The sequence below is a fragment of the Streptomyces sp. NPDC090127 genome (genome assembly GCF_044746945.1).
Taxonomy (GTDB): Bacteria; Actinomycetota; Actinomycetes; order Streptomycetales; family Streptomycetaceae; genus Streptomyces.
Genome location: NZ_JBIVDE010000005.1, coordinates 264,114 through 284,973, shown reverse-complemented (window position 1 = coordinate 284,973; position 20,860 = coordinate 264,114). Strand labels below are relative to the sequence as shown.

19 protein-coding genes and 2 tRNA genes are annotated in these 20,860 nt (G+C 70.2%); 5 read left to right on the top strand and 16 right to left on the bottom strand.

Going from position 1 to position 20,860, the window contains the following annotated elements; genetic code table 11:
- Window positions 1–57: 57 nt before the first annotated feature.
- Together ACIPPS_RS20190 and ACIPPS_RS20185 are read right to left on the bottom strand one after the other, a co-directional pair.
- The gene (locus tag ACIPPS_RS20190; protein ID WP_401433734.1) at window positions 58–735 is read right to left on the bottom strand and encodes a class E sortase; all 678 of its coding nucleotides are present in this window, start codon (window positions 733–735) and stop codon (window positions 58–60) included.
- Window positions 736–847: 112 nt separating this feature from the next.
- Window positions 848–1,615, bottom strand: a complete 768-nt coding sequence (locus ACIPPS_RS20185) for a DUF881 domain-containing protein (RefSeq protein ID WP_401433732.1) — start codon at window positions 1,613–1,615, stop codon at window positions 848–850.
- Window positions 1,616–1,766: 151 nt separating this feature from the next.
- Between ACIPPS_RS20185 and crgA the strand changes: the two genes are divergently transcribed.
- Window positions 1,767–2,021, top strand: coding sequence for a cell division protein CrgA (gene crgA / locus ACIPPS_RS20180; protein WP_362005428.1), 255 nt, complete (start codon window positions 1,767–1,769; stop codon window positions 2,019–2,021).
- 283 nt (window positions 2,022–2,304) lie between these two features.
- On the opposite strand, the gene ACIPPS_RS20175 is transcribed toward crgA, so the two are convergent.
- Both ACIPPS_RS20175 and ACIPPS_RS20170 read right to left on the bottom strand, forming a co-directional pair.
- On the bottom strand, window positions 2,305–3,174 hold the full coding sequence (locus tag ACIPPS_RS20175; RefSeq protein ID WP_401433730.1) for a rhomboid family intramembrane serine protease: 870 nt from the start codon (window positions 3,172–3,174) through the stop codon (window positions 2,305–2,307).
- A gap of 171 nt (window positions 3,175–3,345) precedes the next feature.
- Complete coding sequence (locus tag ACIPPS_RS20170; protein ID WP_401433727.1) at window positions 3,346–3,888, bottom strand: peptidylprolyl isomerase; 543 nt, start codon at window positions 3,886–3,888, stop codon at window positions 3,346–3,348.
- Between the two features lie 170 nt (window positions 3,889–4,058).
- Between ACIPPS_RS20170 and ACIPPS_RS20165 the strand changes: the two genes are divergently transcribed.
- Complete coding sequence (locus tag ACIPPS_RS20165) at window positions 4,059–4,811, top strand: DUF5324 family protein (RefSeq protein ID WP_401433724.1); 753 nt, start codon at window positions 4,059–4,061, stop codon at window positions 4,809–4,811.
- 84 nt (window positions 4,812–4,895) lie between these two features.
- Here ACIPPS_RS20165 and ACIPPS_RS20160 read toward each other — a convergent pair whose 3' ends face one another.
- On the bottom strand, window positions 4,896–5,336 hold the full coding sequence (locus ACIPPS_RS20160) for a DUF6344 domain-containing protein (RefSeq protein WP_401433721.1): 441 nt from the start codon (window positions 5,334–5,336) through the stop codon (window positions 4,896–4,898).
- 376 nt (window positions 5,337–5,712) lie between these two features.
- Window positions 5,713–5,785, bottom strand: a tRNA-Ala gene (locus tag ACIPPS_RS20155).
- Between the two features lie 129 nt (window positions 5,786–5,914).
- On the opposite strand from ACIPPS_RS20155, the gene ACIPPS_RS20150 reads away from it, so the two are divergent.
- Window positions 5,915–6,463 carry a helix-turn-helix domain-containing protein gene (locus ACIPPS_RS20150; protein WP_401433719.1) on the top strand — a complete coding sequence of 183 codons (549 nt, stop codon included), beginning with the start codon at window positions 5,915–5,917 and terminating at the stop codon, window positions 6,461–6,463.
- Window positions 6,464–6,530: 67 nt separating this feature from the next.
- Entirely contained in the window at window positions 6,531–7,892 is a 1,362-nt protein-coding gene (locus ACIPPS_RS20145; protein WP_401433717.1) for a protein kinase, read from the top strand.
- 34 nt (window positions 7,893–7,926) lie between these two features.
- Here the strand turns inward: ACIPPS_RS20145 and ACIPPS_RS20140 are convergent, their stop codons facing one another.
- The 6 genes from ACIPPS_RS20140 to gyrB all read right to left on the bottom strand — a co-directional run bounded on the left by ACIPPS_RS20140 (window position 7,927) and on the right by gyrB (window position 15,467).
- Window positions 7,927–9,303: a hypothetical protein gene (locus tag ACIPPS_RS20140; protein ID WP_401433715.1), complete on the bottom strand. Its 1,377-nt coding sequence runs from the start codon at window positions 9,301–9,303 to the stop codon at window positions 7,927–7,929.
- A 174-nt stretch (window positions 9,304–9,477) separates the two neighbouring features.
- Entirely contained in the window at window positions 9,478–9,612 is a 135-nt protein-coding gene (locus ACIPPS_RS20135) for a DLW-39 family protein (protein WP_003958712.1), read from the bottom strand.
- Between the two features lie 226 nt (window positions 9,613–9,838).
- A tRNA-Ile gene (locus ACIPPS_RS20130) sits at window positions 9,839–9,915 on the bottom strand.
- Between the two features lie 96 nt (window positions 9,916–10,011).
- The gene (locus tag ACIPPS_RS20125; protein WP_401433712.1) at window positions 10,012–10,653 is read right to left on the bottom strand and encodes a DUF3566 domain-containing protein; all 642 of its coding nucleotides are present in this window, start codon (window positions 10,651–10,653) and stop codon (window positions 10,012–10,014) included.
- A 105-nt stretch (window positions 10,654–10,758) separates the two neighbouring features.
- The gene (gyrA, locus tag ACIPPS_RS20120; RefSeq protein ID WP_401433710.1) at window positions 10,759–13,377 is read right to left on the bottom strand and encodes a DNA gyrase subunit A; all 2,619 of its coding nucleotides are present in this window, start codon (window positions 13,375–13,377) and stop codon (window positions 10,759–10,761) included.
- 41 nt (window positions 13,378–13,418) lie between these two features.
- Window positions 13,419–15,467 carry a DNA topoisomerase (ATP-hydrolyzing) subunit B gene (gene gyrB, locus ACIPPS_RS20115; protein ID WP_401433708.1) on the bottom strand — a complete coding sequence of 683 codons (2,049 nt, stop codon included), beginning with the start codon at window positions 15,465–15,467 and terminating at the stop codon, window positions 13,419–13,421.
- A 370-nt stretch (window positions 15,468–15,837) separates the two neighbouring features.
- Between gyrB and ACIPPS_RS20110 the strand changes: the two genes are divergently transcribed.
- Window positions 15,838–16,329: a nucleotidyltransferase domain-containing protein gene (locus ACIPPS_RS20110; protein ID WP_401433706.1), complete on the top strand. Its 492-nt coding sequence runs from the start codon at window positions 15,838–15,840 to the stop codon at window positions 16,327–16,329.
- Window positions 16,330–16,457: 128 nt separating this feature from the next.
- On the opposite strand, the gene ACIPPS_RS20105 is transcribed toward ACIPPS_RS20110, so the two are convergent.
- From ACIPPS_RS20105 to dnaN, 4 genes are all read right to left on the bottom strand, one after another.
- The gene (locus ACIPPS_RS20105) at window positions 16,458–17,027 is read right to left on the bottom strand and encodes a DUF721 domain-containing protein (protein ID WP_401434625.1); all 570 of its coding nucleotides are present in this window, start codon (window positions 17,025–17,027) and stop codon (window positions 16,458–16,460) included.
- A 78-nt stretch (window positions 17,028–17,105) separates the two neighbouring features.
- Window positions 17,106–18,227 (bottom strand): DNA replication/repair protein RecF, encoded by a 1,122-nt coding sequence (gene recF, locus ACIPPS_RS20100; protein WP_401433703.1) that lies wholly within the window; start codon window positions 18,225–18,227, stop codon window positions 17,106–17,108.
- A gap of 57 nt (window positions 18,228–18,284) precedes the next feature.
- The gene (gene gnd / locus ACIPPS_RS20095) at window positions 18,285–19,163 is read right to left on the bottom strand and encodes a phosphogluconate dehydrogenase (NAD(+)-dependent, decarboxylating) (protein WP_401433700.1); all 879 of its coding nucleotides are present in this window, start codon (window positions 19,161–19,163) and stop codon (window positions 18,285–18,287) included.
- 107 nt (window positions 19,164–19,270) lie between these two features.
- Window positions 19,271–20,401, bottom strand: coding sequence for a DNA polymerase III subunit beta (dnaN, locus tag ACIPPS_RS20090; RefSeq protein WP_401434623.1), 1,131 nt, complete (start codon window positions 20,399–20,401; stop codon window positions 19,271–19,273).
- Window positions 20,402–20,860 lie beyond the last annotated feature (459 nt).

Below are 20,860 nucleotides of genomic sequence, written 5' to 3'. Positions count from 1 at the left end.
GCTGCCCCTTCCGTTCGTTACGGGCACCAGAGTACGGGGCGGAGGATCGTTGGGGGGTCAGCCCGCCAAAGCCGGCGGCTTGCCCTGCGTCACAGGCTGGGTGGCGTCGAGGTGCGCCCAGACGATCAGCCGGTGGCTGCTGCCCCATTCCGGCTCGCAGGTGGTGAGGGTGAGGTAGCGGCCGGGCCCGTCGAAGCCGGACCTGCGCGGCACGGGGTCGATCACGCCGACGTCGGTGGGGACGGTCCGGTACGGGGCGCGCTCGACGCGGTACGTGAACCAGGTCGTGCCGTCGGTGAGGACGATCGCGTCACCCGGCCGCAACCGGGGGAAGTCCTTGAACGGATCTCCGTACGTGCGCCGGTGACCCGCCACGGAGAAGTTGCCGGTCGCGCCGAGGCGGGCGGTGGAGGCGTAGTGGCCGAGGCCCTTCTTGAGGACGGCCGTGGTCGTGCCCTCCAGGACCGGCCATTCCCAGTCCTCGCCGAGCCGGGGGACGTACATGACGGCGATGCCCCGGCCCGCCGTGTACGGCTCCGGGGGCGGGGCGGCCGTGACGGCCTCGGCGACGGGCCGGTCCACCCACGCCCGCTCCAGGAGGTCGATCTGGCCGGCCGTCGCGCTCTCGGCCCGGACGCCGGTCCAGTGCAGGACGTAGACGACGAAGAGGACGATCACGGTCCCGACGGTGAGGCACAGCTCGCTGAACGTCCTGACGATCAGTCGCACCGCCACCGGCCGGGCCTCCCCGCAGTGAGCTCCGTCGAGCTCCGTCAGCTCCGTGTGAGCTCCGCCGGCCCGTCGGCTCCGTGAGCTCCGCCGGCCCGTCGGCTCCGGGTGGGCTCCGTCAGCTCACGGGCTTCGCGTAGTGGAGATCCACTGTGCCGGAGTAACCGGGAAGAGTCATCGCCTTGTGCTCGTCCACTTTCCAGCCGAGCCCGTAGGCCTTCACGTACAGCTGGTAGTTCTGCACGGCCGGCGAGGCGGCGAGCGCCTCGGCGAGCTTGCCCCGGTCACCCACTGCGGTGATCTTGTACGGCGGTGAGTAGACCCGGCCCTGGAGGATCAGGGTGTTGCCCACGCAGCGCACGGCGCTGGTCGAGATGAGCCGCTGGTCCATGACCTTGATGCCCTGGGCGCCGCCCTGCCAGAGCGCGTTCACGACCGCCTGGAGGTCCTGCTGGTGGATGACGAGGTCGTTGGCCTGCGGCTCGGGGTAGCCGGGGGCGGCCTGGGCGTTCGGCGGGGCGTCGTTCAGGGTGACGGTGAGGCCGGGCCCGGACGTCTCGGTGGTTCCCGCGGCCTCCTCCAGGGCGTTCAGCCGCTTGTCCTCGGCGCTCGTGGAGCCGTCGTCGCGGGCGGCGAGGGTGTCGACCTGGTCGCGCAGGGCGGCGGTGGACTCGTCCAGGCCCGCGTTCTTGTGGCTGCGCTCCTCGATCAGGTCGGAGAGCCTGAGCAGGGAGGCGTCGGTCCGGATGTTGGTGCCCTTCGCGGTGTTGAAGCTGGTCACGAAGATCAGCCCGGCGAGCGCGAAGACGGCAGCCGTGAGCACCCGGACGGGGCGCCACCTGGAGGGTCGGCCCGGCCCGGAGGAAGAGTCGGCAGAATTGCTCAACGTACCCTGATCCCCTTCGGTGCCGTGGAAGCACTACGCTAACGGACGCCCGGGGGACGCAGTGGTCCTCCTACGTCACCCAGCCGTCCCACCCCGGCGCCAGCCACAGTTCCCTGCGCGGTCACGCAGCGCATCGACAGGAGAGTCCCTCGTGCCGAAGTCACGTATCCGCAAGAAGGCCGACTTCACGCCCCCGCCCGCCAAGCAGGCCACCAACATCAAGCTGACCAACCGCAGCTGGGTGGCACCGGTGATGCTGGCGCTGTTCCTCATCGGGCTCGTGTGGATCGTCGTCTTCTACGTCACCGACGGCTCGCTGCCGGTGAAGTCCCTCAACAACTGGAACATCGTGGTGGGCTTCGGCTTCATCGCGGCCGGGTTCGGCGTCTCCACGCAGTGGAAGTAGCGGGCACCCGACCCGCCCGTCAAGCCTTGCCCTGAACTTATCCACAGCGTTGTGCACAGCACTGGATAACTTACGAAGATCTGTGGATAACTCAGGCCGGGTTGACGCCGGTGTGACTGCGTCACTACCGCCCCGCGCCTGCCACGCCCCTCGCTCCCGCTGGAAAAGCCCAGCTCAGGAGCGGGGGGCGCGGCCGTTCTCCACCAGGTGCACACAGCTCGCCACACACTGTGGATAACTCTGGGGAAAGCTTTCGGAGCCGCTCGTCCGCGACCCCCCTCGCTCATGTGGTGAGGCTGGCCGACCGGGCCAGGACCATCGCCAGGTCGATCAGGAGCACCAGTCCACAGGCTCCGTACTGCACGAGGTTCCGCCGGGCCTTCGGTGCGTGCAGCAGGCCGTAGGTCACCAGGGCGCCGCCCACGAGACCGCCGATGTGCGCCTCCCAGGAGATCCCGGGCCGGGTGAAGGTCAGCAGCAGCGAGAGAGCGACGAAGAGGGCGACCGGCCGCATGTCGTACCGCTGCCGTCGGGTGAGCACCGCCCAGGCGCCGATCAGGCCGAAGACCACGCCGGAGGCGCCGAGCGAGGGCTGGTTCGACGGGGCCACCACGAAGGCGAGGGCGGAGCCGGACAGTCCGGAGAGCAGACAGAGCGCGGCGAACCGGATGCGGCCGAGCTCGGGCTCGACGATGCCGCCGATCACCCAGAGCCCCAGCATGTTGAAGACGAAGTGCGCGACCTCCTGATGGAGGAAGGTCGAGGACAGCAGCCGGTACCACTCGCCGTCCGCGACCCCCACCAGCTCGCCGAGCGGCGGGCTGTAGGCGTAGCCGATCAGCGTCAGCTCGTCCACGAGCCGGTCGCCGGCCACCTGGGCGGCGATGAAGAGGGCGAGGTTGAGCGCGATGAGGATCTTGGTGACGAGACGCCCGTCCGACGCGACCCGGCCGCCGGCGAGCGTGCGGGGCTGGTTGGCGTCCGGCGCGTGACCCGTGCCGGAGCCGCCCCGGACACAGTCCGGGCACTGGAAGCCGACGGAGGCCGAGACCATGCACCGCGGGCAGATCGGCTTCTCGCAGCGGGTGCAGCGGATGCCGGTCTCGACGTCCGGGTGGCGGTGACAGCGCGGCAGGCCGGACTGCGGCTCCATGGAGGTCCCTCCCGAGGAGATGGGGCGGCGAGGCGGCGCCCCGCCTTCCTGATACGGACGGGCGGGGCGGAAAGGTTCCCTGGTCGACCCGGCGCCGGGCGGCCGACCCGTCGGCGGGGTGTCGCATGGTGGCCGTCGGGACCGCTCGTCGGTGGCCGGCGGGACCGCTGGTCAGTGGTCGGCGGGTCGGCGGGTCTCGATGACGACCGACTCGAGGACCACGTCGCTCAGCGGCCGCTTGGTGTTCGGGTTGACCGGCACGCCGGCGATCGTGTCGACGACCTTGCGGCTCTTCGCGCCGACGACCTCCCCGAAGATCGTGCGCTTGCGGTTCAGCCAGGTCGTCGCGCCGACGGTGATGAAGAACTGCGAGCCGTTGGTGCCCGGGCCCGCGTTGGCCATCGCCAGCAGATAGGGGCGGTCGAAATAGAGCTCGGGGTGGAACTCGTCGGCGAACTCGTAGCCCGGCCCGCCCGTGCCGTTCCCCAGCGGGTCCCCGCCCTGGATCATGAAGCCCTCGATGACCTGGTGGAAGACGGTGCCGTCGTACAGCCGGTCCGCGGCGACCTTGCCGGTCGCCGGGTGCGTCCACTCCCGCTCGCCCTGGGCGAGTTCGGTGAAGTTCCTGACCGTGTTCGGGGCGTGGTCCGGCAGCAACCGGATCTCGATGTCACCCCGGCTGGTCCTGAGAGTGGCGTAGAGCTGCTCGGCCACGGTCCGCCTTCCCGTAAGTCTGCCCACTGACGCGCATCGCATCCTCGCACGGAAGCGTCAGGGCATGCCCCGGATGCCAGCCCCACATGCCGGACGGCGATCGGGCAGGCATGATTTCGAAAAGGACGGAAAGGCGAATAAACGACACCGCCACCGAGTAGGAGGATCCCGTGACCCGGATGGACAGCGTGCGCGCCGCGACCGATTCGGCCAAGGACAGCGTGCTGCACGCTGCGGAAGTGGTCGCGCCCTATGCGGACACCGCCAAGGAGCAGGCCGCTCAGTACGCCGGAACGGCCAAGGACCAGGCCACGCGCTATGCGCACGAGGCTCGCGTCCGGCTCGCGCCGAAGGTCTCGAAGGCCGCTCAGCAGGCCCGTGTTCAAGCTCGCGTGCAGTACGACGCCCGTGTCGCACCGCATGTACCGCCTCGGGTCGACGACGCCGCGCAACGCGCCGCGCTGGTGACCCGTAGGGCCGCCCGTCAGGCGGCCGACTACACCGTTCCGCGTGTCGAGCACGCGGTCGCCGCTACCGGTCCCGTTCTCGACGAGGCCGGGTCGCGTTCGGTGGCCGCCTGGGCCGCGCTGCGCGGACAGGTGACACCGAAGGAGATCCAGAAGCTCGTGCGCAAGCACGAGCGCCGTGCCAGGGCCGGTCGTCTCGCCAAGGGACTCGCTGTCCTGGGCGTGGTGGCCGCCGGCGCGTTCTGTGCGTGGAAGTGGTGGGACAAGCAGGCCAACCCGGACTGGCTGGTCGAGCCGCCCGCTCCTACCGAGGTCGACGAGACTGTCGCGGAACCGTCGTCCCGGACCACACCGCTGACGTCCGTCGACGGCAGTGGAGCTCTCGATCCCGAGGTGGAGGCCAAGGAGGCCGAAACCGATGGGGAGGTGGACCCGGACCGCGACGACCGTCGCTGACCGTGGGGCGCCTCCGCGTGCGGATGGCGTACGGCGATGACGAGGGCGAGGGGCGTGGGGAGGAGCGAATCGACTCCCCGTGCCCTACGCCGCGGCGGCAAGCGCCAGGCCCGACAGCTCCGTCTGGTCCGCGAGCGGGGTCTCCGCCGGGGCGTCGGCCCGCAGGTGACGTACGGACGGCGAGGAGTTGTGGGCCTCGGCGCCGATGCGCTGCTTGATCGTGGGCGGCAGCGAACGCTCGCGGACCGTGGTGGGCCACTGATAGGCCGCCCTCTGTGCCGGTACGGCGACGGTGGTGCGCGCTCCGGCGGGGGCGGGCGCGGCGGCCGGCTCCTCGGGCTGCTGGACGGCGGGTGCCTGCGCGGCGGTGGCGGTGGACGCCAGGCCGACGGAGGCGAGCAGGGCGAAGAGTACGGAGATGAAGGCGGTCCAGAACTGCTTGACCTTGGCGGTGGCCATGGCCCCTCGCTTTCGTGACGTGGTGCTCGTGACGTGGGTGGTGCGGTGGTGCGTGGTGCGGTTCACGCGGTGATGCGCTTCATGCGGCGGTGCGGTTCGTGAGGTTCTCGGATGGTTCATTTCGGATTGCGCGCTTTTCGTACATTCCTCATGATGGGGACGCGGATCCGGATGTCCCGGAGCGACGCCGTTCCCGCGCAGTTCTTCCGATGAACACCACTCGTCCGGCGCAACGCCGGCTCCTCAGGCTTCGAGCAGCTCCGTCGCGGCGTGCGCGGCCGGTGCCTGCGCGCGGACCCGCTCCGCCCAGCGCACGGCGGGCCCGGTGACCGCAGGGGGACAGACCCGTTCAGGGGCCCATGATCATGGGCCGATCGCCGGGCCCGGAACACGAGAAAGCCCCTCCGAACCGCATTGCCACGGTTCGGAGGGGCTTGTCCGGTGGAGCCTAGGGGAGTCGAACCCCTGACATCTGCCATGCAAAGACAGCGCTCTACCAACTGAGCTAAGGCCCCGGAACGAGACCAGAGTACCGGGTCACCCCCTCTTTCCCGCAAAAGGATTGGGACTCCCGGTCGGCGACCACGCTCCGTAGGATGCTGATCGAGGTTCGCAGTGGCGAACCTAAGGGATGGGGAGAAGTAATGGACGCAGTACAGCAAGAAGCCACGGCAAGAGCCCGCGAGCTTCAGCGCAGTTGGTACGGAGAGCCGCTGGGGGCGCTCTTCCGTCGGCTGATCGACGATCTCGGCCTCAATCAGGCCCGGCTCGCTGCTGTGCTCGGCCTTTCGGCGCCCATGCTCTCCCAGCTGATGAGCGGCCAGCGTGCCAAGATCGGCAACCCGGCCGTCGTCCAGCGCGTCCAGGCCCTCCAGGAGCTCGCCGGCCTGGTCGCCGACGGCAGCGTCAGCGCGGCGGAGGCCACCGACCGCATGGACGAGATCAAGAAGTCCCAGGGCGGATCCGTGCTCACCGCCACCGGCCAGACCACCACCAGCTCGGGCGCGCCGACCGTGCGCCGGGTCGTCCGCGAGATCCAGTCGCTGCTGCGCTCGGTCGCGGCGGCCGGCGACATCATCGATGCGGCCGACTCCCTCGCCCCCGCCCACCCGGAACTGGCAGAGTTCCTCCGGGTGTACGGCGCCGGTCGCACCGCGGACGCGGTCGCCCACTACGAGTCGCACCAGAACTGACGCAGAGCAGCCGGTCCGGCGGCCACCGCCGGACCGTCGAGGCACGACGGGGAGCGGGCGCAGCGCGATGGGTGAGGTCTTCGCTGGTCGGTACGAACTGGTCGACCCGATCGGACGGGGCGGGGTCGGGGCCGTCTGGCGCGCGTGGGACCACCGGCGCCGCCGCTACGTGGCGGCCAAGGTGCTCCTGCAGAGCGACGCCCACACGCTGCTCCGCTTCGTCCGGGAGCAGGCGCTCCGGATCGACCACCCCCACGTCCTCGCCCCGGCCAGCTGGGCCGCCGACGACGACAAGGTGCTGTTCACCATGGATCTGGTGGCCGGCGGCTCGCTGGCGCACGTCATCGGCGACTACGGCCCGCTGCCCCCGCGCTTCGTCTGCACCCTGCTGGATCAGCTGCTCGCCGGACTTGCCGCGGTGCACGCGGAGGGGGTCGTGCACCGCGACATCAAGCCGGCGAACATCCTGCTCGACGTGACCGGAACCGGGCGGCCGCATCTGCGGCTCTCCGACTTCGGCATCTCGATGCGCAAGGGCGAGCCCCGCCTCACGGAGACCAACTACGTGGTGGGGACGCCCGGTTACTTCGCACCCGAGCAGATGCTCGGCGCGGAGCCTGACTTCCCGGCCGACCTCTTCGCCGTCGGCCTGGTCGCGCTCTATCTGCTCCAGGGCCAGAAGCCGGACTCCCGGGCCCTGATCGAGTACTTCATGGCACACGGGACACCGGGGGCCCCGGAGGGGATTCCCGAGCCGCTGTGGCAGGTCCTGGCCGGCCTGCTCCAGCCGGACCCGGAGGCCCGCTTCAGGACGGCGACGGGCGTACGCAAGGCGCTCACCACGGCGGTCGAGATGCTGCCCGAGCCGCGCCCGGACGAGGAGCCGGTCGAGGTCTTCGACCAGATCGGCCCGCTGCCCGCCGGCTTCGGCCCGAACGGCCCCGAACGGCCGGCCCCGGGAGCCCCGGAAACCCCGGGAGCCCCGGAAACCCCGGGAGCCCCGGGAGCCCCGACGACACCCGGGCACGCCGATCCCGCGCCGCCGCACACTCCGACCGACCCCGTGGGCGTACAACAGCATCAGCCGTCCCAGCCCTCGCAGGGCTCGCGTCCCTCGCAGCCTCCGCAGCCGCAGCCGCCCCTGCCCAGCCCCTCCGAGACGGGCAGCTTCCATCTGCCCCCGCCGACGGCGGCCCCCGCTCCGGCCCCGCACGTCCCGACGGCGCAGTACACCGCTCAGCCCGGCCCGGCGCCTTCCCCGCAGACCCCGCCACCGCCACCGTCCTCGGCCACGGCCCCGCCACCGCTCTCGGCCACGGCCGGGGCCCCGGCGAAGCGACCGGGACCGCCCCCGAAGGTGGCGATCCCGGTGCTGTTCCTCTCGCTGGTCTGCTTCGCCGTCGGTTTCTGGGCGCTCACCCAGACCTGACCGGCCCGGCCCGCTGCCTGACCCGTCCCGCCCGCTACCAGGCCGGAGGCGGCGGCCCGAACGGCGACGGACCGTCCTGCGGGCCCCCCGGGCCGCCCCGGGCCGCGTCCCGTGCCGCCCGGCGCCGCCCCGCGAAACTCCACACGCCGAGCCCCGCGAGCAGCACCGTCCCGGCGCCGATCCCGGCCGCCGCGACCACCACCATGCCGTCGTTCGTCCCCGCCTCGTCCCCGCTCGCCCCGCTGGCGGCCGCGTCCCGATCGTCCGCGGTGACCTGGAAGGGCCCCGCGTCCCCGGCGTACGCGGGACCCGCCTTCGGCGTGCCGGTGACGTTCACCCGCAGCGTCAGCTGCACCGGCCTGTCCCCGTACTCCTTGACGATCTCCGGGCTGAGCGTGGCCGACAGGTGGTACCAGCCCGCGAACCGCAGGGCGTTGGTGGTGCTGTGGGAGGAGTAACGGTTCTCGAAGGCGACCGGGCGGTGCGGGTCGAGCGCCAGCGTGGCCGGCTTGCCGTCGTAGCTGACGGTGTTCTGGTCGACGTGGCCGCGGGCCGGGTTGTCGAGCGAGAGCACCAGCGCGTTGGGCACGTACCCGGTCGCGCCGGTGGGGCTGCTGCCGAGCTCCGCGGTGGCGAAGACCTGCTGTCCCCAGTCGACGGGGACCCGGTAGAACAGCGTCTGCCCGGGCTCGATGTCGGCGCGCCACTCGCCCTGCCGCAGGGAGGTCGCGTCGTGGAAGCCCGTCCCGCCCTGCCGTTTCTGCGGCCCGCCGACCGGCGGCGGAGGCGAGGAGGAGGGCCAGTTCTCGGGCAGTTCGGTGGGGCCGTTCTGCGTCACGCCCGGCTCGGGGACGTACCGGATCTCCAGTTGCCAGTCGTCGGGCGGCGAGGCGGCCTTGGAGGTCCGCTCGACCAGCACGTAGTAGGCGCCGGCCTGCTGGCAGGTGGAGCGGTCGGGCTCGATCGTGCGGTGGGCGTACGCGGTGATGGGCCGGGTGAAGGTGGCCGACGCGAAGGAGGAGTCCTGGTAGCCGCACTGGGCGCCGGAGCCGTCCTGCAGCGTGACCGTGATGCCGTCGCCGTACTCCGCCGCGCCACCGGCCTTGGGGACGGCGACGACGGAGACGTACGCGTTCTCCTGGGTGCCGAGGTCGACCCGGTAGTAGAGCTTGCCGTCCTTCTTGATGCTGTCGCGGTAGCTCTGGCCTGCCGTCAACGGCCGCGCGTCCAGGCTGGTGGCGGCGCCCTTGATCGGCTGCGCGCCCCCGTCGAACCCGTACGGGCTCTCGCCGGCCGCCCACGCCGTGCCGGGCAGGGCGGCAGCCGTGAACACGGCCGCACACACCGTCGCGCCGAGCGCCGCCGCCAGGCCCCGTCCGGGCCCCGCCCCCACGCGTTGCTGCGTCTTCACGCGCCTCTCCTCGTGTCCGTCGCTGTCGTCCCGCTCCGGCGGCCTCGACGACGGCGCCCATCCTGCCCGAGAAATTCACTCCGGTGAATCACAGCGGGCCGGGCAGCTCCGGAACAGCGCGAAGCCCCGGCCGCTCGAACGCGGCCGGGGCTTCGCCCTCAGAGAGTGTGCGACTCAGACACCCGAACCTGCAGGCACGGAGTCGGTCGCCTCCGTCCACAGATCCTGCTCGGCGCGATCCGCCTGGATCTGGCGGTACACGAGGAGCCCGCCGATGGCGGCCAGTGCGACCAGGAGAAGCTTCTTCACCGCGCGACCTCGTCCTTCGTTGACGTAGGAGACTTCTGACGCCCACTCTACACATGGACCGATACCGATCGGTGACCTAGCCCGGGCACGCCTCGCCGAAAACAATCGGCCCGAACGGGTGAACCGTCCACGCCGGAGGTCCGGGCCCGACGTCGGCCTTCCGTGGGCCGTACCGTCGGCCATAACGTCGAAGACCCCCAGCCGTGATGGCTGGGGGTCTTCAAGCTGGTGGGGCTAACAGGATTTGAACCTGTGGCCTCATCCTTATCAGGGATGCGCTCTAACCAACTGAGCTATAGCCCCGCCGCGCTCTGCGGTGTGTGTCCCGCGCGCTGACTCCTGAAGATTAGCGCACGTGGGGGCCAGTCCCAAAATCGGTTCTCACCGGCCCCCCGCAGGTCACTCGTCCTCCGCCAGCGTGAGCTCGACACCGCCCACGAAACCGGCCGACAGGTTGTAGATGAACGCGCCCAGCGTCGCCAGCGCGGTCATCAGGACCACGTCGATCACGGCGATCACCGAGGTGAACACCAGCACACGCGGCAGCGACAGGAACGACTGCAGGTCGAAGCCGTTGGACTCGTTCGAGCCCGTCGCCTCGCTGATCGTGCCGCCGACGGTCGAGAAGACGCCCATGGCGTCCATGACCATCCACAGCACCGAAGCCGCCACGATCGTGCAGACGCCCAGCGCGATGGAGAGCAGGAAGCTCACCTTCATCACCGACCACGGGTCGGCCTTGGCCACCCGCAGCCGCGCCTTGCGCGTACGGGGCGTCGTGCGCGCCCCCGTGCGCGGCCGGCGCACGGCACCCGCGCTCTGACCGCCCACGCCACCGACCACGCCGCCTGCCACCCCGCCGCCTCCAGTACCGCCTGCCACGCCGGCCGTCGTACCGCCCCCACCGGCGCCCGGCGCCTGCGCGCCGTACGCCTGCGGAGGGTGGTACGGCCCGCTCGGCTGCTGCGCTCCCGCGCGTTCGCCGGGCAGCGGCCCGTTGTACGTCTCGTACGAGGGCCCCTGCCCTCGGGTGTCCGTCACCGCAACCCCCTGGGAGTCCGTGGCGGAACCACGGGCACCGTTCGCTCCAGCACCGGCGGAAGCTCCGGCGTCCGCCGAACCGGCGCCCGTGGCTCCACTCACGCTCTACTCCTCGTGCTCCCCGGCCGAAGGCTCGTTGCCCTCGGCTGCCTCGGCCTCGGCCGCGGTCGCGACCTCGACGCCTTCGCCGATCTCGGCCTCGGCATCGGCCTCGACGACCTCTTCGGCCTCGCTGCCCGCCTCGGCGTTGCGCGCGATGCCGACGACGGCATCCCGCTTGCCCAGATTGATCAGCTGGACGCCCATGGTGTCACGGCCGGTCTCCCTGACTTCGTTGACTCGCGTACGAATCACACCGCCGGACAGCGTGATGGCGAGGATCTCGTCCGTCTCCTCGACCACCAGCGCCCCCACGAGCGAACCCCGGTCCTCCACGATCTTGGCGGCCTTGATTCCGAGGCCACCGCGACCCTGGACGCGGTATTCGTCGACGTTGGTCCGCTTCGCGTACCCACCGTCGGTGGCGGTGAAGACGAACGTACCGGGCCGGACGACATTCATCGAGAGCAGCTCGTCGCCCTCGCGGAAACTCATCCCCTTGACGCCGGACGTGGCTCGTCCCATCGGACGCAGCGCGTCGTCCGTCGCGGTGAACCGGATCGACTGCGCCTTCCTGCTGATGAGCAGGAGATCGTCCTCCGCCGAGACCAGCTCGGCGCCGATGAGCTCGTCGTCGCCGCCGGCCTCCGTCTCCCGGAGGTTGATGGCGATGACACCGCCCGCGCGCGGGGAGTCGTAGTCCTTCAGCGCGGTCTTCTTCACCAGGCCGGCCTTGGTGGCGAGCACCAGGTACGGCGCGGCCTCGTAGTCGCGGATCGCGAGGATCTCGGCGATCTGCTCGTCCGGCTGGAAGGCCAGCAGGTTGGCGACGTGCTGGCCGCGCGCGTCGCGCCCGGCGTCCGGGAGCTCGTACGCCTTCGCGCGGTAGACCCGGCCCTTGTTCGTGAAGAAGAGCAGCCAGTGGTGGGTCGTGGAGACGAAGAAGTGGTCGACGATGTCGTCCTGCTTCAGCTTCGTGCCGCGCACGCCCTTGCCGCCACGCTTCTGCGAGCGGTAGTCCTCGGTCTTCGTACGCTTCACATAGCCGCCACGCGTGATGGTGACGACGATGTCCTCCTCGGCGATCAGGTCCTCGATGGACATGTCACCGTCGAAGGGCACCAGCTTGGAGCGGCGGTCGTCGCCGAACTTCTCGACGATCAGCGCCAGCTCCTCGCTGACGATCTGGCGCTGCCGCTCCTCGGAGGCGAGGATCGCGTTGTACTCGTTGATCTTCGCCTGGAGCTCGTCGTGCTCGGCGACGATCTTCTGACGCTCCAGGGCGGCGAGCCGGCGCAGCTGCATCTCGAGGATGGCGTTGGCCTGGATCTCGTCGATCTGCAGCAGGCCCATCAGGCCCTCGCGCGCGACCTCGACCGTGTCGCTGCGCCGGATGAGCGCGATGACCTCGTCGATCGCGTCCAGCGCCTTGAGCAGACCGCGCAGGATGTGCGCCCGCTCCTCGGCCTTGCGCAGGCGGAACTTCGTCCGGCGGACGATGACCTCGATCTGGTGCGTCACCCAGTGGCGGATGAAAGCGTCCAGCGAGAGCGTGCGCGGCACACCGTCGACGAGCGCGAGCATGTTCGCGCCGAAGTTCGACTGGAGGTCGGTGTGCTTGTACAGGTTGTTGAGGACGACCTTGGCGACGGCGTCGCGCTTGAGCACGATGACGAGCCGCTGGCCGGTACGGGAGGAGGTCTCGTCGCGGACGTCGGCGATGCCGCCGATCCGGCCGTCCTTCACCAGGTCGGCGATCTTCTGCGCGAGGTTGTCCGGGTTGGTCTGGTACGGCAGCTCCGTGACCACCAGGCACTGGCGGTTCTGGATCTCCTCGACCTCGACGACCGCGCGCATCGTGATGGAGCCGCGACCGGTGCGGTACGCCTCCTCGATGCCCTTGCGGCCCACGACCAGCGCGCCGGTCGGGAAGTCAGGGCCCTTGATCCGCTCGATGAGCGCGTCGAGCAGCTCCTCGTGCGTGGCCTCCGGGTGCTCCAGCGCCCACTGGGCACCGGCCGCGACCTCGCGCAGGTTGTGCGGCGGGATGTTGGTCGCCATGCCGACGGCGATGCCGGCGCTGCCGTTGACCAGCAGGTTCGGGAAGCGCGCCGGCAGGACCGTCGGCTCCTGGTTACGGCCGTCGTAGTTGTCCTGGAAGTCGACGGTCTCCTCGTCGATGTCCCGGAGCATCTCCATGGCCAGCGGCATCATCTTGCACTCGGTGTACCGCATGGCGGCGGCCGGGTCGTTGCCCGGAGAACCGAAGTTGCCGTTGGAGTCCACCAGCGGCAGACGCATCGACCACGGCTGGGCGAGGCGGACGAGCGCGTCGTAGATGGAGGAGTCGCCGTGCGGGTGGTACGTACCCATGACGTCACCGACGACGCGGGCGCACTTGTAGAAGCCCTTCTCGGGCCGGTAGCCGCCGTCGTACATCGCGTACAGCACGCGACGGTGGACGGGCTTGAGGCCGTCACGGACGTCGGGCAGCGCACGCGACACGATGACGGACATCGCGTAGTCGAGGTACGAGCGCTGCATCTCGGTCTCGAGCCCGACGGGCTCGATCCGCAGCACCGGCTCTTCTTCTTCGGTGGTCACAGGGGGGTTCTCGTCGGCCATTGCTGGTCGTCAGTCCTTTCGTACGGTCAGCTGAGACCGACTCAGATGTCGAGGAAGCGAACGTCCTTGGCGTTGCGCTGGATGAACGAACGCCGGGCCTCGACGTCCTCACCCATCAGCACCGAGAACAGGTCGTCCGCCTGGGCCGCGTCGTCCAGGGTCACCTGGCCGAGGACACGGTGGTCCACGTCCATCGTGGTGACGCGCAGCTCCTCGGCGTTCATCTCGCCCAGACCCTTGAAGCGCTGGATCGAGTCTTCCCTGATCCGCTTGCCGTTCTGCTTGCCCAGCTCGACGAGCGCGTCCCGCTCACGGTCCGAGTACGCGTACTCGAAGTCGTCCCGGCCCCACTTGATCTTGTAGAGCGGCGGGCGGGAGAGGTAGACGTGACCGGCCTCGACCAGCGGGCGCATGAAGCGGAAGAGGAAGGTCAGCAGGAGGGTGTTGATGTGCTGACCGTCGACGTCGGCGTCCGCCATCAGAATGATCTTGTGATAGCGGAGCTTCTCGATGTCGAAGTCCTCGTGGACTCCGGTGCCGAAGGCCGAGATCAGCGCCTGGACCTCGGTGTTCTGCAGGATCTTGTCGATCCGGGCCTTCTCGACGTTCAGGATCTTGCCGCGGATCGGCAGGATGGCCTGGTACATCGGGTTGCGGCCGGACTTGGCCGAACCACCGGCGGAGTCACCCTCGACGATGAAGATCTCGCACTTGGTGGGGTCGTTCGACTGGCAGTCGCTCAGCTTGCCCGGCAGGGACGCCGACTCCAGCAGACCCTTGCGGCGGGTCAGGTCACGCGCCTTGCGGGCCGCCACGCGCGCGGTGGCCGCCTGGATCGACTTACGGATGATGTCCGCGGCCTCGACGGGGTTGCGGTCGAACCAGTCGTTGAGGTGCTCGTGGACGATCTTCTGGACGAAGGTCTTGGCCTCGGTGTTGCCCAGCTTGGTCTTCGTCTGGCCCTCGAACTGGGGCTCGCCCAGCTTGACCGAGATGATCGCCGTCAGACCCTCGCGGATGTCCTCACCCGTGAGGTTGTCGTCCTTCTCGCGCAGCAGCTTCTTCTCGCGCGCGTACCGGTTCACCAGGCCCGTCAGCGCGGCACGGAAGCCCTCTTCGTGCGTACCGCCCTCGTGCGTGTGGATCGTGTTGGCGAAGGAGTACACACCCTCGCTGTACTGCGAGTTCCACTGCATCGCGATCTCGACCGAGAGCATCCGCTCCTGGTCCTCGGCCTCGACGTCGATGACGGTCGGGTGGATCAGCTCGCCCTTGCGCGAGTTGAGGTACTTCACGAAGTCGACGATGCCGCCCTCGTAGTGGTACTTCACCGTGCGCGCGGTCGGCTCCGCGGCGGCCTCGGCGTCCGGGTCGTCGGCGCCGACCGTGGCCTTCGCGGACTCACGCTCGTCGGTGAGCGTGATGGTGAGGCCCTTGTTGAGGAAGGCCATCTCCTGGAAACGGCGCGAGAGCGTCTCGAAGGAGTACTCGGTCGTCTCGAAGATGTCCGGGTCGGACCAGAACGTGACCGAGGTGCCGGTCTCGTCGGTCGCCTCGTGCTGGGCGAGGGGCGCGGTCGGGGCACCCAGCTTGTAGTCCTGCGTCCAGCGGTGGCCGTCGGTCTTGATCTCCACCGAGACCTTGGTGGAGAGGGCGTTCACGACGGAGACGCCGACGCCGTGCAGACCGCCGGAGACCGCGTAGCCGCCGCCGCCGAACTTGCCGCCCGCGTGGAGCACCGTCAGCACGACCTCGACGGCCGGCTTGCCCTCGGAGGCGACGATGCCGACCGGGATGCCGCGCCCGTTGTCGACGACGCGCACGCCGCCGTCGGCCAGGATCGTCACGTCGATGGTGTCCGCGTGACCGGCCAGGGCCTCGTCGACGGAGTTGTCGACGACCTCCTGCACCATGTGGTGCAGTCCTCGCTCACCGGTCGACCCGATGTACATGCCGGGTCGCTTGCGGACCGCGTCCAGACCCTCGAGGACGGTGATCGCGCTGGCGTCGTACGACGCAGCGTTGGCGGACGGAGTGTTCTCGTTGGGGTTGCCGGAATCGGCCACGAAGCGCCCTTTCTGGCACAGCACAGACCGTTCTCCGGGCATACGGGAGCGGCTGCGTCGTTCGACTTGTTCCGCGGGGTGGCGGGATTACCGACCAGTCTACCGGTAGCGCCGACACGAATGGGGGTTTGCCGGTACCTGAGTCCGCATGTGCCGCCCTGTGCGGTAGCGAGACGACTCCCCATATCCAGGGAGGGGCTCCAAAGGGCTCTGACGGCCACCCAGCGCTTCGAGTCGTAGCGCGTTGTGGACGGCGCTTCGAGGGCCGACTCCCGTCCCCGGGATTCTCGCCGCGCACCGCCGGGCTCGCGCCTGCCACCACCGGCCGGCGGGAGGCCGAGGGCCGGCAAAACGTTGGCGGCCCCGGGCGAAGGCTCCTAGCCTGCGTCAGGTGATGACAGCTGACGACGTGTTGTTCGTCCTGGCACTGCTGCGACGGACGAAGGCGGACTTCTGGATCGGTGGAGGATGGGGGATCGACGCTCTGGTCGGCGAGCAGACGCGAGACCATCGGGACCTGGACCTCATGCACCGGCAGGAGCAGGAAGACGTGGTGGTGGCCGCCCTCCGGGAGGTCGGTTTCGTGGAGACCCTGAACGCGAGGCCCATCCGGTTCGTCGTGACGGCACCCGACGGACGAGAGATCGACCTCCACCCGCTGGTCTTCGCAGCCGACGGCTCAGCGGTGCAGGCGTCACCCGAACCCGAGCATCCCTTCACCTACGCGTCCTCGTGCTTCGTGACGGGCACCCTCCATGGGACGTCGGTCCCGTGCTTGTCCGCCGAACAGCAGGTCTACTTCCACCAGGGCTACGAGCCCTCGGAACGTGACCGACACGACATGGCACAACTCCGCCGCGTCTTCGGCGTCGCCACGCACTTTTGACTACGGCGGGGGCGCCTCCTCACGTTGAGTAACCGATCGGGCCACTGAGCCGACGACGCTCCGCAGGAGGGCACTCGCCCCGGGGCCCAGGGCTGCGGGCAATCGATCCGCAGGGCGCTGGGACAACGTCAGCCGTACGTGTCCCCCGGCCCCACCGAGCCCGGCGCCCGCAGCGGCCCGTATCCCTTCCGCGGGCCCCCCGGCCCCAGGACCTTGATCACCCGCACCGTCCCGTGCCCCAGGTCCTCGTTCAGCCGCGCCACCAGCCTCGGCGCCAGCAACCGCAGCTGCGTCGCCCACGCCGTCGAGTCGCACTGGACGGTGAGCACCCGCTCCTCGGGGTCGTCGTCGTACTTCAGCGGGACGCAGTGGTTCGCCAGGTCCTCGCCCACGATCTGCGGCCAGCGCCCCATGACGCCGCCGACCGCCGCCGGCGTCTCCCAGCCCCGCTCGGTGATGAGCCGGTTGATCGCGGCGCCGAGGCCGACCGGATCCCTCCCGTCGGCGTGCGCGCCGGACCGCAGACCGCCCCCGCGCCGCGCCTGCTTCTTCTGCTGCGCCGCGGCGCCCCGCGCCCGCGCCTGCTCCTTGGCGGCGCGCAGCGCGACCCGCGCGAGATCCACACCCGAGGGCTCGGGAGTCCTGGCGGCCTCAGGGCCTTGGGGCGTCCGGGCGTCCTGCGCGCCCTGACCGCTCAGGGGAATCTGGTCCTCGCTCACGCCCTCACACCCTCACGCCCTTCGCGCGGCCGCCGTCCGCCCCGCCCGTACGGCCCCTCACAGCCTCTCCACCGAACCCCCCGCGACCCCGTACCGAGCCCCCGCGAGCACCCCCGGTACGTCGTCGTCCACCGCCGCCGTCACCAGCACCTGCTCGCCCGGTGCCACCAGCTCGGCCAGCCGCTCCCGACGCCGTGCGTCCAGCTCGGCGAAGACGTCGTCGAGGACGAGGACCGGCTCGTTGCCCTCGGCCCGCAGCAGGTCGTAGGAGGCGAGCCGCAGCGCCAGCGCGTACGACCAGGACTCCCCGTGGCTCGCGTACCCCTTCGCCGGCAGCTCGCCCAGCTTGAGCACCAGCTCGTCGCGGTGCGGCCCGACCAGCGTCACCCCGCGCTCGATCTCCTGCTTGCGCACCTCCGCGAGCGCCGCGATCAGCTGCTCGTACAGCTCCTCGCGCCTGTGCCCCGGGCCCGGCGCGGACGGCCGGTACTCCAGGAGGATCGGTCCGCCGCCGGGCGCCAGCTGCTCGTACGCCTTGTCGGCGAGCGGCTGCAGCACAGCGATCAGATCCAGCCGCTGCGCGAGGAGTTCGGCGCCCGCCCGCGCCAGATGCTGGTCCCACACGTCGATCGTCGACAGGTCCATGCCCCGGCCGCCGTGGCGCCGGGCCATGGCCGCGGACTTCAGCAGGGTGTTGCGCTGCTTGAGGACCCGCTCGTAGTCGGAGCGCACGCCCGCCATGCGCGGCGCGCGCGCCGTGATCAGCTCGTCGAGGAAGCGCCGGCGCTCGCCGGGATCGCCCTTCACCAGGGCCAGGTCCTCGGGGGCGAACAGCACGGTCCGTACGATCCCCAGCACGTCACGCGGTCTGACCTGCGAGGACCTGTTGATACGGGCACGGTTCGCGCGCCCCGGGTTCAGTTCGAGCTCGACCAGCTGGGAGCGCTCGCCCTGGGTGACCGCGGCGCGGATGATCGCCCGATCCGCCCCCATCCGTACGAGCGGGGCGTCCGAGGCGACACGGTGGCTGCCGAGCGTGGCGAGGTAACCGACGGCCTCGACCAGATTGGTCTTCCCCTGGCCGTTGGCGCCCACGAAAGCGGTGACGCCCGGGTCGAGCGGGACCTCGACCCGGGCGTAGGAGCGGAAGTCGGCCAGCGACAGATGCGTGACATGCATGGTGGGTGGCCGACCTTCCCCCGGCTGCTGTGCACCGAGGGGTGCACAGCCTGTGGATTACTTCTTGGACTCGACCGCGTGGCCACCGAACTGGTTGCGCAGCGCGGCGATCATCTTCATCTGCGGGGAGTCGTCCTGGCGGGACGCGAACCGCGCGAACAGCGACGCGGTGATCGCGGGCAGCGGCACCGCGTTGTCGATCGCGGCCTCCACCGTCCAGCGGCCCTCGCCGGAGTCCTGCGCGTAGCCGCGGAGCTGCTCCAGGTGCTCGTCCTCGTCCAGCGCGTTGACCGCCAGGTCCAGCAGCCAGGAACGGATGACCGTGCCCTCCTGCCAGGACCGGAAGACCTCGCGCACGTCGGTGACGGAGTCGACCTTCTCCAGGAGCTCCCAGCCCTCGGCGTACGCCTGCATCATCGCGTACTCGATGCCGTTGTGAACCATCTTGGCGAAGTGGCCGGCGCCGACCTTGCCCGCGTGGACCGCGCCGAACTCGCCCTCGGGCTTCAGCGCGTCGAAGACCGGCTGCACGCGCGCCACGTTCTCGGCGTCGCCGCCGTACATCAGCGCGTAGCCGTTCTCCAGGCCCCACACGCCGCCGGAGACTCCGCAGTCGACGAAGCCGATGCCCTTGGCGGCGAGCTCCTCGGCGTGCTTCTCGTCGTCGGTCCAGCGGGAGTTCCCGCCGTCCACGACGATGTCGCCGGGGGAGAGCAGGCTCGCCAGCTCGTCGACCGTGGACTGGGTCGCGGCACCGGCCGGGACCATGACCCACACGACGCGCGGACCCTTCAGCTTGCCCACAAGCTCTTCCAGGCTGTGGACATCCGCGAGGTCCGGATTGCGGTCGTATCCGATGACGGTGTGGCCTGCGCGGCGGATGCGCTCGCGCATGTTGCCGCCCATCTTGCCGAGACCGACGAGACCGAGCTCCATCAGAGATTCCTTAAGCGTCGTGTGCGGTTTTCCCGGGTCCGAGCCTACGCCCGGACCCGGGTGCACACCTGTGGGGTCGGCCGCTCAGTCGACGGCCGCCCCGAAGGTCATCCGGAGAGCCGCACCGGCATGATCAGGTACTTGTACGCCTCGTCGGCCTCCGCGTCCACGGCCGGCTTGCCGCTGAGCAGCGCGGGCTTGGTGGAGGTGGTGAAGGAGAGCTGGGCGACCGGGGAGTCGATCGCGCTCAGGCCGTCCAGCAGGAAGGTCGGGTTGAAGGCGATCGAGATGTCGTCGCCGTCCAGCTGCGCGTCCACACGCTCCACAGCCTGTGCGTCGTCGCTGGAGCCGGCCTCCAGGATCAGCACGCCCTGCTCGAAGCTCAGACGGACCGGGGTGTTGCGCTCGGCCACCAGGGCGACACGCTTGACGGCCTCGACGAACGGGGCGGTCTCGATCACCGCGATGGAGTTGAACTCGGTGGGGAAGAGCGTCCGGTACTTCGGCAGGTCGCCCTCGAGCAGCCGGGTGGTGGTGCGGCGGCCGGCGCCCTCGAAGCCGATCAGGCCCTCGCCCTTGCCGGAGCCCGAGAGCGCGAGCGTGACGGTGTCGCCGCTGGTGAGCGCCTTGGCGGTGTCCAGGAGGGTCTTCGCGGGCACCAGGGCGACCGCGGAGGCGTCGGGGGACTCGGGCTTCCACAGGAACTCGCGGACCGCGAAGCGGTAGCGGTCGGTGGAGGCCAGGGTGACCGTGTCGCCCTCGATCTCGATACGCACACCGGTGAGCACCGGCAGCGTGTCGTCACGGCCGGCGGCGATGGCCACCTGGGCGGCGGCGGAGGCGAAGACCTCACCGGGAACGGTGCCGGTCGCGGTGGGCATCTCCGGCAGCGCCGGGTACTCCTCCACAGGCAGGGTGTGGAGGGTGAAGCGGGAGGAGCCGCAGACCACGGTCGCCCGTACACCGTCTGTGGAGATCTCGACGGGGCGGTTGGGAAGCGCGCGGCAGATGTCGGCGAGCAGCCGGCCGGAGACCAGGACGACGCCGTCCTCCTCGACCTCGGCCTCGACGGAGACCCGGGCCGAGACCTCGTAGTCGAAGCTCGAGAAGCTCAGCGCGCCGTCCTCGGCCTTCAGCAGAAGGCCCGCGAGTACGGGCGCCGGCGGACGGGCCGGGAGGCTGCGGGCCACCCAGGCCACCGCCTCCGCGAGTACATCGCGCTCCACCCGGATCTTCACCGGAACCGCCTCCTGCTGTTGCTGGCTCTTCGTCGACTGCGGCACCCAGTCTGACGTACGCCGCCGACACTCGGTGCGGCTCGGGGTCAAGTCGCGACAAGAGGTCGAGGAGGCTCCGGCGCCGAGTTGTGCACAGGACCCACTTCGAAGCGGATTCCGGGCTAACTCTATGTGGCAGTAGTAGTAGGGCCTGTGGAAACCGTGGATAACGTCGTTTTCGCAGGTCAGACCCGATTTTTTGTCCACTGACCCTGTGGGTGGAGCCGGTGGACAACTGGGGTGTTCTGTGGACACCCGAAAGTTCTGCACACCCGGTACACAGGCAACGGGGACTTCTCCCCAACGCTGTCCCCAGCTTTACCCGTGTTCCCCACAGCCCAACCGTCCCCCTTGGTGTGACCGCTTTCACTCGACGCGGTGACGCCGGGCGTTTCGTTGCCGAACAGTGGACAGGGGTGT

Coding starts and splice junctions, on each gene's coding strand:
- ACIPPS_RS20150 (WP_401433719.1), top strand. CDS start 5,915: ATGGACGCAGTACAGCAAGAAGCCACGGCAAGAGCCCGCGAGCTTCAG.
- ACIPPS_RS20145 (WP_401433717.1), top strand. CDS start 6,531: ATGGGTGAGGTCTTCGCTGGTCGGTACGAACTGGTCGACCCGATCGGA.
- ACIPPS_RS20175 (WP_401433730.1), bottom strand. CDS start 3,174: ATGGAGCCGCAGTCCGGCCTGCCGCGCTGTCACCGCCACCCGGACGTC.
- gnd (WP_401433700.1), bottom strand. CDS start 19,163: ATGGAGCTCGGTCTCGTCGGTCTCGGCAAGATGGGCGGCAACATGCGC.
- ACIPPS_RS20110 (WP_401433706.1), top strand. CDS start 15,838: ATGACAGCTGACGACGTGTTGTTCGTCCTGGCACTGCTGCGACGGACG.
- gyrA (WP_401433710.1), bottom strand. CDS start 13,377: ATGGCCGACGAGAACCCCCCTGTGACCACCGAAGAAGAAGAGCCGGTG.
- recF (WP_401433703.1), bottom strand. CDS start 18,227: ATGCATGTCACGCATCTGTCGCTGGCCGACTTCCGCTCCTACGCCCGG.